The organism is Streptomyces hygroscopicus, from assembly GCF_026168105.1.
GTDB lineage: Bacteria > Actinomycetota > Actinomycetes > Streptomycetales > Streptomycetaceae > Streptomyces > Streptomyces hygroscopicus_D.
Window position 1 is genome coordinate 50181 of record NZ_LBMW01000024.1, and the last position, 12048, is coordinate 62228.

The following is a 12048-nucleotide window of genomic DNA, read 5'->3' on the forward strand; positions in this document are numbered from 1 at the left end:
CGCAAGGAGAGCGCCATGGCACCCTCGTTCGTCGCCTGCCCGTCGATGTCCGTGGTCCGCAACGACGACTACACCGACAACACCGACATCTCGGCGGCCTTCGCCCGGCATGTGGTCAGCGGCCAGGTGCCGCCCGACATCTCGCCGTTGCACTGCTCCGTGGAGACTGCCGTCGTCGGCACGGGCGTGCGGCTGAGCTTCGCAAGCCGGGTGGAGAAGCTTTCCGAACCCGCCGCGGTGACGCACAAGTTCTACTTCGTGGACCGGGAGGAGGCTCGCGAGAGCGTGCGTCTGATGACCCCGGAGAGCCCTGAGGTCCTGACGGACCTGCTGGTGCTCTTCGACGAGGACCAGGAGCGCGACTACTGCCATGTGTCGGTCTTCGACGGCGAGAACCGGATGCTGGCCACCCACTCCGTCGTCTTCGACCGGCGGGGCCGCCACACCTCGTACCCGCTGACCCCGAAGTTCGTGTCGCCGCTGCGGCTGGGCCGCGCGGAGTTCCGCGAGACGCGCGACGAACGGGGCCGCAGGGTGGGGCGGTTCTCCTTCGACCTGAAGGACCTCATGGCGCCACAGCCGGTCTCCGTCTCCTGGGAGGCCGTCGGCCTGGTGCACAGGACGGACCTGGTGTGCACCCCGGACCAGCCCGTGGTGATCCACGACATGCCGCTCGAGGACAACGGGCGGCTCGCCCCGGCCGACTGGGTCGTCATCGCCACGGACGACCAGGAGCGGCTGGTGGCGCAGACGATGGTCACTCTGATCCCCGCCGCGGCCGTGGAGGCCGCGCGGCCGTGACCGTCCTGACCGGGGCGGTACGGCGGGTGCTGCCCGGCGGCCTCGAGCTGGTCGCCGTGGAGCGGCTCGGGCCGCCACTGGCGGCGGTGCGGCTGCGCCTGCGGGCCGGCAGCGCCGACGAGGCGTCCGGCGAGCACGGGCTCGCCCACGCCGTGGAGCACCTGGTGGTCCGCTGCTCCCTGCAGGGGGGCCGAGTCGGCGACGGGGCGCTGGCCACCGCCGCCACCGGCCGCGAGCACACCACCTACCGGGTCCTCGTGCGGAGCGGGGATCTCCCGGCGGCCGTGGATGTCCTCGGGCGGGCGTTCACCGCGCCGTGGGCGGACGAGCGGATCCTCGCCGACGAACTCGCGGTCATCCGGCAGGAGTACGCGGAACGGGCAGGGGACCGGCGATGGCGGCTGCAGGAGTCGCTGTTCTCCGCGCTGTGGCGGCCGACCGCCTACGCCCACCCCACCCTCGGCGATCAGCCGGTGCCGGAGGGGCTCACGGTCGAGGACGTACGGCGGTTCCACGCGGCCCGCTACCGCCCGGCCGGCGCACTGCTGGTGCTGGCGGGCGAGGTGGCCGGGCAGATGGACGCGGTGGCCGAGGCGGCGTCACGCTGGGCCCTCGAGCCGTCCGCTCCGGGGCGGCGCGGCTGCGGGACCGGGCCGCCGGTGCGAGCCGTCGGCGCGGAGATCGCCGAACGGGAAGGGCTCGCCGTGGGCTTCGCCTTCGGCGAGCCGACGGGCGGCGACGACGGTGCGCACCTCTCCGCGTGCCGCGCGCTGGCCCGGCGCGCGGTGCGCGCGGTGAGCGGCATCGACGTCCGGCTGCTGAGGCTGCGGGGCCAGCGCTGTACCTGGCTGATGCTGTCTGCTGCGCACCGGGAGGCGGCAGCAGGAGCGGTGGGTGCCGCCCTGCGGTCGGCAGTCACCCGACTGCGCGCACCCGACGGGCCCGCCTGGCTGCGCGCCGAGGCACTCATCCCCGAACTGCGGGCCGTGGAGGACGTCGAGTCGGCGGCGGAGCGGGCCCTGGAGCTGGGATCGGCCGCCGGGTCGTGGCCCGCGCTGCTGGCCGAGGTCCGTGCCGAGGACGTGACCCGGACGATCGGTGGGTGGGAACGGCGCCTCGGCGCCGTGGAGTTCACCAGGGAATAAGGGAATGTTCATGACTATCCGTCAATTGGTCCCGTATAAAACCGTGTTGGGCGACGGAACTGTCGTGATTGCCGATCGTGGCGGCGCGCAGCGTGCCCTGGAGACGCTCACCCTCGCCCTGCCGCTGGTTTCTGCGGGCCGGGACACGGCCCTTGTGGCGCCGCTCGCGACGGCCGGCTGGGCGCGGGCGGTGACGGCTGCCGCGCGGCGCGCCGGGGCCGAGGTCCGCGTCGAGCCCGTGCTCTCCGCCGACTTCGTGGGCCTCACCGTCGAATGCGTCGGCGGGCGGCACGGTATGCCGGTACGGGCCGTCCCCGACTGGATCGCGGCGGTTGCGGAACCATGGCGGAACGAGCCGCGGGAGCAGGCGGACGAAGCCGCCTTACGGGACGCGAAGAGAGCCTGCCTGGCCGGTTTGACGACCGATGAACGCTGGTCCAGCGGTGTCCTGCGCGCCCTGTTCGGGCCGCACCACCGCTACGGCCTCGTTCATGACGAGCGCGTCGCCCGCATCGCCGGCTGCGAAGCGGAGGACCTTCGGCCCGTGACGCGCGACCTGCTGACAGGACCCCCGGTCGTGGCGCTCTCCCTCGCCGACCCGGCCGACGAGGAGGCCGTGCGCGACGCCCTCGCCACTGCGGGACGGCACCCAGGGCAGCCCGGACATCCGGGAGTCCTGCCCGCCGCGCCCCGCAGTCCGCTTCCCGGGCAGCGGCCGGTCGCACTTTCCCTGCCTGGGGGCCGGGACACCGCGTACCACCTCCTGGGCACGCCGGGGGTGTCTCTCGGTTCACCGGACAAGTTCGCGGTGCACATGGCGTGGGCCATGCTCGGCGGGCGCGAGGGCATGTTCGGCCGGCGGCTGCGCGAGGGGCGTGCGCTGACGTACTCCCTCGCCGCGTTCAGCCGCGAGTTCGCCGAGGCCGGATACGGCGTGTGCATGGCCGTGTGCAGACCCGGCGCGCTGCGTGAGGTCGCGGACCGTACGGCTGCGGTGCTGGGCGATCTGGCCGAAGGCCGTTTCGAGCGTGCGCTCGTCGCTTCGGCCAAGGAGCGGCTGGTCATCCAGAACCACCGGGCGCTGCAGAGCGGGCGCGACGTCACCCGGCGGCTGTGCGGCTACGAGATCGCGGGACTGCCGGCGGCCGACCTGGTCGCGTACGCCGATCGGATCGGCCGGGTCACCGGCGAGCAGGTCAGGGACGTCGCACGACGACGCCTGTGCATCGACGAGGGAGGCGACGAGCAGGGTGAGCGGACTGACGGTACAACAGGTGTGGCGGTACCCGGTCAAGAGCATGGCCGGTGAACGGCTCGACGGCTGTGACATCACCGTCGACGGCCTGCTGGGCGACCGGTGGTGGGCCGTGCGGGACGAGGAGCGGGGGTGCATCGCCGACGCCCGCAGGCTGCCGGCGCTGCTCGACGTCCGCGCCCTCTACGTGCGGCCGCCGGAGACCGGCCGCCCGGCTCCCGCCGTCGAACTGCGACTGTCCGGCGGGCGGTCGGTCAGCTCGGACGACGCCGACGTCCACGGGGCGCTGACCGAACATCTGGGCCGCAAGACCAGCCTGTGGCCCCGTCTGCCCGCCGAGCGGCAGGAACACTACGCGCGCGTCTGGCCCGAGGACGCCGAGCGGTACCTCGTGGAGCTGTTCGGCGTGAAGGACGTGACCGAGGTACCCGACCTGTCCGGTCTGCCCCCGGACATCGTCCAGTATCAGACCATTCCGGGCACGTACTTCGACGCCTACCCTCTTCACCTGATCACGAGCGGGGCGCTGGAAGCCCTTGAGCGGGCGGTGCCCGCGCAGGCCGACGTCCGACGGTTCCGGCCGAATCTGGTGCTGGACGGCCCGGCGGACCCGGGTTGGGTGGGACGGTCGGTGCGGGTGGGTTCCGCCGTGCTGCGTGTGGAGACGACCTGCCCGCGCTGCGTGATGATCTCCCTGCCCCAGCAAGGGCTGCCCACCGCCCGTGAGTTGCTCCGCACGGTCCACCGGGAGTTCGGACACGATGTCGGGTTCTACGCGTCCGTGGAACGGCCGGGACGGGTCAGCGCCGGGGACCGCCTGGACGTGGTGTGAGCGGCCCGCGGCGGAACGGGACCCGGCGGGAGTTCCCTTCATCTGCGCGGGAGTTCCGGTGACGAGTTGACGCGGGCCCCGGTCGAGACACCGGCGTCGGCCCGCGCCCGGCTGCGGCGGGTGGCCAGGACAAGGGCGAGCACGGCGGCGAGGACGGCCGCGGCCAGCGTGGTGTGGGGGATGCCCACGGTGCGCGCCGCGGAGCCCGCCGCCAGGGGGGCGACCGCGAGGCCGCCGGTGTAGGCCAGGTTGTACAGCGCGTATGCGGCGCCGTACGCGGCGGGCCTGGTGTGGTCGGCGAGCACACCGATGAGCACCAGTGTGGGGGCGAGGATCATCTGTGCCCCGAAGCCGACGACGATCAGTCCGGTGATCGACCACGCCGCGGAGCCGCGGCCGGCGAGGACGAAGCCCGCGGCCGTGACGAGGGCGCCCGTGGCGGCCACCCGTGAGGCGCCGACCCGGTCGGTGAAAGCGCCCGCGACCGGAGCGGCGAGACTGCCGCCGAGCGCCGCGCCCGCGAAGGCGAGGCCGATTCCGCTCCTGCCGAGGCCGTGCGCGTCGAGGTGCAGGGGGAGCAGCGGCTCCAGGAAGGCGATGGCCGCGGCGCCCGTGGCGGTGAGCGAGATCAGGAGCCCGACGTGGGGCCCGCGCAGGATCACGCGGTACGGCGTACGCGCGGCGGTGGCCGCCGCCGGTTTGACGAGGAGGATGCGCGCGAGCGCGTCACCCGCCACGACGACGGCGACGACCAGGAAAGGAGCGCGCGGGCCGAAGGCGTCGCTCAGCAGGCCGCTGACCGCCGGGCCGGCCAGAATGCCCAGGCCGACCGCGGACAGCGCCAGCCCCATGACCCGTCCGCGCCTGTCCGGTTCGTGGGTCGCGGCCAGCAGCGACAGGCCGGCGGTCCACGAGGCCGCGGCGGCCGTGCCCTGTGCGGCACGGGCGAGCAGCAGCAGCGCAAGCCCCTTCGTCCCCGGGACGTCCATCGCCCAGGCGAACAGAACGGTCGCGGCGGCGAGCCCCACCAGACCGGCCAGCATCGGCGCACGGGGGCCGCGGCGGTCGGCCCATACGCCGATGAAGGGCGTCGTCCCCACCAGCGCCACCGCGTAGACCGCGAAGAGGATGCCCGCCGTCAAGGCGGAGCCGTGCACCGCGGGCATGGCGGGTAACAGGGGCACGATGCTGCCGTAGAGGAACATGTCGACCCCGAGTGCCGTCGCGGTGACCGCGACGGCCGCCCCGGGCCGGGTCGTGTGCAAGGGGGTCATGTCAGGATCCCTCCGAGGACGCAGGACACACCGTCGGCGGTGCCCGGGGGCAGGAGGGCGGGATCGGTCGCGGCCAGCAGGGCGGTGCCGCACAGCCAGGCGAGGAGGTGCCCCGCCGCCTCGGCGGGACTGAGCGCCTCCTTCAGACGCGCGCCGGGCCCGCCCCGGCTCAGTGCTGTTTCGAGTCGTTCGCCCCATTCGCCGAGGCCCCGGGCCTTGGCGGCCTGCCCGTCGGGATCGTCCGGGCTGTAGGACGCGTTCATGCTGACGGTCAGCAGTGCCCGGAAGCGGTCGTCCTCGACGAGTCGCCGCAGCCAGGTCACGAGGAACCGGCTCAGTCGTTCCTCGAGCGGCGCGTCGGTGTCGAGGATGGCCCACACTGGAGCCGTGGTGGTCTCCCAGGAGTCGGCCATGACGGCGGCGTACAGGTCCGTCTTGTCGGCGAAGTGGTGATAGACCGCGCCACGGGTCAGGCCTGCTCTCTGGGCCACCTCGGCCAGTTTGGTCGACGCGACTCCGTGCTCGGCGAACAGGAACAGCGCGGCATCGAGTAGGGCGGCCCGCGTCTGGGCGGCCTCTTCAGCAGTTCTGCGCACGCCGCAATCATACGTACGTGCATGTATGAAATCAAGAGTCCGGAGGGGCGTCATGGGGGCCCTGTGGCGCGGACGGTGCCGGGACGACGGCTCTCGGTCTTGCGGGGCGAAGGGGGCGCCGTGTCGGTTAGAGTCGCTGCCGGCGGTCGAACCGGCGTCGCCGCAAGGAAAGGGATCGGCCTGCGGGGTGTCGCGACCGCGGAGCCTTCGATCGATGCTCCCCTGTCGTTCCCTGGTGTGCCCTCAGGCGGTCGATCCGGGTATGGGCGCAGACCGGTCCGTTGTGTGTTTGGGGGCAGTATGCGATTGAGAGTGGAGTTCACGACCGAGCCCTTCGACCTCGACGAGGCGCCCGCGCACGCGCTCGTGGCCCGCGAGGTCATCGAAGGCGCCGAACTGGACGCCGTGGACGTCGGGCCGTTCGGCAACACCGCGGAGGGTGGCTCGGACGCGGTGCTCACCGCCGTCGACGCGCTGCTGCGCAAGGCCCTCGAGGCCGGAGCGACGCGGATCTCCCTGCAGGTCAACGTGGTCGGGGAGGGGGACAGGTGATGGGGAACGGGGACGAGCCCTTCATCACGGCCGTGAAGCCCCTGGTCGACGCCATGGGGGGCGAGATGATGCCCCCGGACCAGGCGGGCCCCGACGACGTCGTGCTCGCCTGGGAGGGAGCGGACGTCGTCGCCGTACGTCTGCCCCAGCTCGCCGACTCGCTCGATCACATCCTGGCCGCGATGGAGCGCAAACGCGGTAAACCGCTGGCCGAGCTGGACCGCAAGGCCAAGCAGGAGATCGTACGGACGCTGGAGGCGCGCGGTGCCTTCTCCGTACGCCATGGCGTGGAGACCGTCGCGGGCGCGCTCGGCGTGAGCCGCTTCACCGTCTACAACTACCTCAACCGCGAGAAGGAGTCCTGACCGGTCCGACGGCCCGCCCGGACGCGGACGCCACCTCGCACGACGAGCCGCCGCCCGATTCCGGGCGGCGGTTTCTGCTGTCCCGGATCGGTCCCGGGCCAGTTGTTGCCGCCCAATCTTCAACAAAGTGTTGACGTGATGTCCCGGAGGGGCGTTAGCTGTTTGCAGCCCGTACAGCACCAAGGCCACGGAGGCCCCCGTGACTTCGACTTCCGCGCCGCCGGGCCTCGCCCGCTTCAACTCCCTGGAGGAGCGGGCGGCCCTCGCCGCCCTCCTCGAGGCGTGCGCCTGCACGGTGTGGGCCGGGCGGCTGCTCGCCGCGCGCCCCTACGCCACCGCCGACGAGCTCTATACCGCGAGTGACGCCGCCATGGGCGAGCTGACCACGGCGGACCTGGAGGAGGCGATGGCCGGGCACCCGCCGATCGGCCGCCCCCGGCCCGGGGACCCCACCTCGGCCAGGGAGCAGCGCGGTATGGCCGGCGCCTCCGAGGAGCTCAAGGCGGAGATGCTGGAGCTCAACCTCGCGTACCAGGAGAAGTTCGGCCATGTCTTCCTGATCTGCGCGACCGGGAGGACCGGCGAGCAGATGCGCGACGCGGTCAGGGAACGGATCGGCAACGCGCCGGAGAGGGAGCGGGAGATCGTCCGCACCGAGCTGGGCAAGATCAACCGTATCCGGCTTGCCCGACTGCTTGAAGAGGTAACCGCATGAGCACCGAGACCGCCGCCTCCGTGTCCACGCACATCCTGGACACCAGCGCCGGCCGCCCCGCCGAGGGCGTGGCCGTCCGCCTCCTCGCCCGTCCGGGCCGGGACGCGGACTGGCGGGCGCTCGGCGGTTCCACGACCGACGCGGACGGGCGATGCAAGGACCTGCCGGCCCTGCCGGAAGGGACGACCCACGTACGGCTCGACTTCGCCGTCGAGGCGTACTTCGAGAAGAAGCAAGCCGAGGCGCAGCAGGACGCCCCCGCGAATCGGGACAGCGGTGCCGCGGAAGTGTTCTTCCCGGAGGTGGCGATCACGTTCGCCGTCGTGCCGGGCGAGCACTACCACGTGCCGCTGCTGCTCAACCCGTTCGGCTACTCCGTTTACCGAGGGAGCTAGCAGACAGATGGCAGTCAATTCCCACTCCTCCCGCCCCGTGCTTCTCGGCCAGAACCAGTACGGCAAGGCCGAGAACCGCGTCGTGCGGATCACGCGGGACGGTGCCACCCACCACATCAAGGACCTCAACGTCTCGGTGTCGCTCTCCGGTGACATGGACGAGGTCCACTACTCCGGGTCCAACGCCAACGTCCTGCCGACCGACACCACCAAGAACACGGTGTTCGCGTTCGCCAAGGAGTACGGCATCGAGTCCGCCGAGCAGTTCGGCATCCACCTCGCCCGCCACTTCGTGACCTCGCAGGAACCCATCCACCAGGCTCGAATCCGCATCGAGGAGTACGCCTGGGACCGGATCGAGACCTCCGACGCCAACTCGAAGTTCATCGGCGCCGACGAGGTCAAGCACTCCTTCGTCCGCAAGGGCCAGGAGACCCGCCTGACGCAGATCACCTATGACGGTTCGTCATGGGAGGTGATCTCGGGGCTGAAGGATCTCGTGGTGATGAACTCGACGAACTCCGAGTTCTGGGGCTACGTCAAGGACCGGTACACGACGCTTCCGGAGGCGTACGACCGCATCCTGGCCACCGAGGTCTCCGGCCGCTGGCGGTTCAACTGGACCGACGACGCACAGAAGATGCCCAACTGGGAGAAGTCCTACGAGCAGACCAGGAAGCACATGCTCCAGGCCTTCGCCGAGACGTACTCCCTCTCGCTCCAGCAGACGCTGTACCAGATGGGCGCGCGCATCATCAATCACCGCGGCGAGATCGACGAGGTCCGCTTCTCGCTCCCGAACAAGCACCACTTCCTGGTGGACCTGGAGCCGTTCGGGCTGAAGAACGACACCGCCGAGGGAGCCGTGTACTTCGCCGCCGACCGTCCCTACGGTCTGATCGAGGCCACGATCCTGCGGGACGGCTGCGAGGCGAGGATCCCCGTGGACCTCACCAACCTCTGACCCCGGGTGCCCCCCGGCCCCCAGGGGGCACCCCGATCTTCGGCACCCGCGGCCTCCCCGGGCCGCGGCACTCAAACTCCCAGGGTCCTGCCGTGCCCCCTCCACAGAGCGAAAAGGACGAACCATGGCAGCAGCCCAGCGCATCGTCATCGAGAACGGTGCGATCGCGACCGTGGACGCCGGCGACACCGAGTACGCCTCGGGGCATGTCGTCGTCGCCGGCAACCGCATCGAGACGGTCGGCGCGGGCCAGGCCCCCGAGGGCCTGGAGAACGTCGTACGCCGTATCGACGCCTCCGGCCACCTCGTGACCCCGGGCCTGGTCAACACCCACCACCACTTCTACCAGTGGATCACGCGAGGCCTGGCCACGGACCACAACCTCTTCAACTGGCTCGTCGCGCTGTACCCGACCTGGGCCCGCATCGACGAGAGCATGGTGTACGCGGCCGCGCAGGGCTCGCTCGCCATGATGGCCCGGGGCGGCGTGACCACCGCGATGGACCACCACTACGTCTTCCCGAAGAACTCGGGCGACCTGTCCGGCGCCATCATCCGGGCCGCCCGCGAGATGGGTGTCCGCTTCACACTGGCCCGTGGCTCCATGGACCGCAGCGAGAAGGACGGGGGCCTGCCGCCGGACTTCGCCGTCGAGACCCTGGACGGCGCGCTCGCCGCCACCGAGGCGACCGTCGACGAGCACCACGACGCCTCCTTCGACGCCATGACGCAGGTGGCCGTGGCCCCTTGCTCCCCCTTCTCGGTCTCGACCGAACTCCTGCGGCAGGGCGCCGAGCTGGCGCGGCGCAAGGGCGTACGGTTGCACACCCACGGCTCGGAGACGGTCGAGGAGGAGAAGTTCTGCCACGAGCTGTTCGGCATGGGCCCGACCGACTACTTCGAGTCCACCGGCTGGCTCGGCGAGGACGTGTGGATGGCGCACTGCGTCCATATGAACGACTCGGACATCGCCGCCTTCGCCCGTACGAGGACCGGCGTCGCCCACTGCCCTTCGTCCAACGCTCGCCTGGCCGCCGGCATCGCCCGGGTCCCCGACATGCTCGCCGCCGGCGTACCGGTGGGCCTGGGCGTCGACGGCACGGCGTCCAACGAGTCCGGCGAACTCCACACCGAGCTGCGCAACGCGCTCCTGATCAACCGCCTCGGCGCCCATCACGAGGCCGCGCTCGGCGCCCGTCAGGCACTGCGCCTCGGCACCTACGGCGGCGCCCAGGTCCTCGGCCGCTCCGCGGAGATCGGCTCCCTGGAGCCGGGCAAGCTCGCCGACCTCGTGCTGTGGAAGCTCGACACCCTCGCCCACTCCTCCATCGCCGACCCGGTGACCGCGCTGGTCTTCGGCGCGGCCGCCCCGGTCACGCTCTCGCTCGTGAACGGCGAGCCGGTCGTCGAGAACGGCCGTCTGCTGCACGTCGACGAGGACGCCATCGCCCGCTCCACGCGGGACGAGGCCCAGCGGCTGGCGCGAATCGCCGCCAAGGGCTGAGCAGTCGGAAGACTCCGGCCGGGAGGGACGGCTCCCGGTCGGCACCGTGGACCCGAGAGGGGTCCGCGGCGGCCGTCTCCGGGGCGCGTGCGTCCGCACGCGTCCCGGGCCGGTCACCGGTCCCTCGAACGGATCCCGTCTCCCGTCCCTCACTCTCGACTTCGCTCGAGCGGTACGTCCCCCCACGACCACCGCGCACCACCTCCCTGAAACCCGCGTCAGAACCGACGTGCAACCGACCGGAGGAGCCGCCGTGTCCGCCCACCCCGTTGACGAGAAGATCCCCGCCCTCAAGATGGCGACCAGCGGTCTGCAGCATGTGGCCGCCATGTACGCGGGAGTCGTCGCCCCGCCCCTGATCGTCGGGGCGGCCGTCGGCCTCTCCGGCGCCGAACTGACCTTCCTCACCGGCGCCTGCCTGTTCACCGCGGGCCTCGCCACCCTCCTCCAGACCCTCGGGATATGGAAGATCGGCGCCCGGCTGCCCTTCGTCAACGGCGTCACCTTCGCCGGGGTGGCCCCCATGACCGCGATCGTCGCGTCCGTCAAGGACAAGTCCGACGCCCTGCCGGTCATCTTCGGCGCGGTGATGGTTGCCGGTCTCCTGGGCTTCCTGGCCGCGCCCGTCTTCTGCAAGGCCGTCCGCTTCTTCCCGCCGGTCGTCACCGGCAGCGTCATCACGCTCATCGGGGTCTCGCTGCTGCCCGTCGCCTTCGGCTGGGCCCAGGGCCCCGACCCGGCGGCCCACGACTACGGTTCGGCGACGAACCTGGGCCTGGCGGCCGCGACCCTGGTGATCGTCCTGCTGCTCCGCCGGTTCACCCGCGGTTTCGTCAAGCAGATCGCCGTGCTGGTGGGCCTGGTCGTCGGCACCGTCGTCGCAATCCCCTTCGGCGTCACGGACTTCGGACCGGTCGCGCAGGCGGACGTCATCGGCTTCCCCACCCCGTTCCACTTCGGTGCCCCGCAGTTCCACCTAGCCGCGATCCTCTCCCTGTGCGTGGTGATGGTGGTCTCGATGACCGAGTCGACCGCGGACATGCTGGCGCTGGGCGAGATCGTGGAGCGCCCTGCGGACGAGCGGACCATCGCCGCCGGTCTGCGCGCCGACACCCTCGGCTCGGCCCTCAGCCCCCTCTTCAACGGCTTCATGTGCAGCGCCTTCGCGCAGAACATCGGCCTCGTCGCCATGACCCGGATCCGCAGCCGCTATGTGGTCGCCACCGGCGGCGGCTTCCTGGTCCTGATGGGCCTGTGCCCGATGGCCGCCTCGCTCATCGCCGTCGTACCGCGCCCGGTTCTCGGCGGAGCGGGCGTCGTCCTGTTCGGTTCGGTGGCCGCGAGCGGCATCCAGACCCTCGTCCGGGCGGGCCTCGAGAAGGACAACAACGTACTGATCGTGGCCGTCTCCCTGGCCGTCGGCATCATCCCGATCACCGCGCCGCACTTCTACCACGCGTTCCCCCAGACGGCGCGGATCGTGCTGGACTCCGGCATCTCGACCGGCTGTGTCACGGCGGTTCTGCTGAACCTGGTCTTCAACCACCTCGGCAAGGGACGGGACGGGCAGGACGTGACCCGTCCGATGGAGGCGGGCGAGGAGATCGCGGGGGCGCGGACGGCTCCCGCGCACTGAGCCGGGGACGGGTA

Annotated in this window: 13 protein-coding genes; 11 read left to right on the forward strand and 2 right to left on the reverse strand. The window is 71.7% G+C overall.

The window, feature by feature from the left end:
* Positions 1-15 precede the first annotated feature (15 nt).
* From AAW14_RS22645 to AAW14_RS22660, 4 genes are all read left to right on the forward strand, one after another.
* On the forward strand, positions 16-801 hold the full coding sequence (locus AAW14_RS22645; RefSeq protein WP_265565753.1) for a DUF5944 family protein: 786 nt from the start codon (positions 16-18) through the stop codon (positions 799-801).
* Positions 798-1946, forward strand: coding sequence for a M16 family metallopeptidase (locus AAW14_RS22650; protein ID WP_265565754.1), 1149 nt, complete (start codon positions 798-800; stop codon positions 1944-1946). The genes AAW14_RS22645 and AAW14_RS22650 overlap by 4 nt, the downstream gene beginning before the upstream one ends.
* Before the next feature lie 64 nt (positions 1947-2010).
* Positions 2011-3255 carry a M16 family metallopeptidase gene (locus AAW14_RS22655; RefSeq protein WP_265565755.1) on the forward strand — a complete coding sequence of 415 codons (1245 nt, stop codon included), beginning with the start codon at positions 2011-2013 and terminating at the stop codon, positions 3253-3255.
* Positions 3197-4033 (forward strand): MOSC domain-containing protein, encoded by an 837-nt coding sequence (locus AAW14_RS22660; protein WP_265565756.1) that lies wholly within the window; start codon positions 3197-3199, stop codon positions 4031-4033. Before AAW14_RS22655 ends, AAW14_RS22660 begins: the two co-directional genes overlap by 59 nt.
* A gap of 38 nt (positions 4034-4071) precedes the next feature.
* Here AAW14_RS22660 and AAW14_RS22665 read toward each other — a convergent pair whose 3' ends face one another.
* Together AAW14_RS22665 and AAW14_RS22670 are read right to left on the reverse strand one after the other, a co-directional pair.
* Complete coding sequence (locus tag AAW14_RS22665) at positions 4072-5307, reverse strand: MFS transporter (protein WP_265565757.1); 1236 nt, start codon at positions 5305-5307, stop codon at positions 4072-4074.
* Positions 5304-5903 (reverse strand): TetR family transcriptional regulator, encoded by a 600-nt coding sequence (locus tag AAW14_RS22670; RefSeq protein ID WP_265565758.1) that lies wholly within the window; start codon positions 5901-5903, stop codon positions 5304-5306. Before AAW14_RS22670 ends, AAW14_RS22665 begins: the two co-directional genes overlap by 4 nt.
* A gap of 300 nt (positions 5904-6203) precedes the next feature.
* Between AAW14_RS22670 and AAW14_RS22675 the strand changes: the two genes are divergently transcribed.
* The 7 genes from AAW14_RS22675 to AAW14_RS22705 all read left to right on the forward strand — a co-directional run bounded on the left by AAW14_RS22675 (position 6204) and on the right by AAW14_RS22705 (position 12034).
* Positions 6204-6455: a hypothetical protein gene (locus AAW14_RS22675; protein WP_265565759.1), complete on the forward strand. Its 252-nt coding sequence runs from the start codon at positions 6204-6206 to the stop codon at positions 6453-6455.
* Positions 6452-6820, forward strand: a complete 369-nt coding sequence (locus AAW14_RS22680; protein WP_265565760.1) for a helix-turn-helix domain-containing protein — start codon at positions 6452-6454, stop codon at positions 6818-6820. The genes AAW14_RS22675 and AAW14_RS22680 overlap by 4 nt, the downstream gene beginning before the upstream one ends.
* 199 nt (positions 6821-7019) lie before the next feature.
* Complete coding sequence (gene uraD, locus AAW14_RS22685) at positions 7020-7535, forward strand: 2-oxo-4-hydroxy-4-carboxy-5-ureidoimidazoline decarboxylase (RefSeq protein WP_265565761.1); 516 nt, start codon at positions 7020-7022, stop codon at positions 7533-7535.
* Entirely contained in the window at positions 7532-7930 is a 399-nt protein-coding gene (uraH, locus tag AAW14_RS22690; protein ID WP_265565762.1) for a hydroxyisourate hydrolase, read from the forward strand. Before uraD ends, uraH begins: the two co-directional genes overlap by 4 nt.
* A 7-nt stretch (positions 7931-7937) precedes the next feature.
* Positions 7938-8894 (forward strand): factor-independent urate hydroxylase, encoded by a 957-nt coding sequence (gene pucL, locus AAW14_RS22695; protein WP_265565763.1) that lies wholly within the window; start codon positions 7938-7940, stop codon positions 8892-8894.
* Between the two features lie 124 nt (positions 8895-9018).
* A complete protein-coding gene (locus tag AAW14_RS22700) occupies positions 9019-10398 on the forward strand; it encodes an 8-oxoguanine deaminase (RefSeq protein ID WP_265565764.1) in 1380 nt (459 codons plus the stop codon).
* Between the two features lie 253 nt (positions 10399-10651).
* The gene (locus AAW14_RS22705; RefSeq protein ID WP_265565765.1) at positions 10652-12034 is read left to right on the forward strand and encodes a nucleobase:cation symporter-2 family protein; all 1383 of its coding nucleotides are present in this window, start codon (positions 10652-10654) and stop codon (positions 12032-12034) included.
* The last annotated feature ends 14 nt before the right edge of the window (positions 12035-12048 follow it).

What these genes read in the sequence shown, in the direction of transcription:
- AAW14_RS22645 (WP_265565753.1), top strand. Translation starts at nt 16, where the DNA reads ATGGCACCCTCGTTCGTCGCCTGCCCGTCGATGTCCGTGGTCCGCAAC.
- AAW14_RS22665 (WP_265565757.1), bottom strand. Translation starts at nt 5,307, where the DNA reads ATGACCCCCTTGCACACGACCCGGCCCGGGGCGGCCGTCGCGGTCACC.
- AAW14_RS22675 (WP_265565759.1), top strand. Translation starts at nt 6,204, where the DNA reads ATGCGATTGAGAGTGGAGTTCACGACCGAGCCCTTCGACCTCGACGAG.
- uraH (WP_265565762.1), top strand. Translation starts at nt 7,532, where the DNA reads ATGAGCACCGAGACCGCCGCCTCCGTGTCCACGCACATCCTGGACACC.
- pucL (WP_265565763.1), top strand. Translation starts at nt 7,938, where the DNA reads ATGGCAGTCAATTCCCACTCCTCCCGCCCCGTGCTTCTCGGCCAGAAC.
- AAW14_RS22700 (WP_265565764.1), top strand. Translation starts at nt 9,019, where the DNA reads ATGGCAGCAGCCCAGCGCATCGTCATCGAGAACGGTGCGATCGCGACC.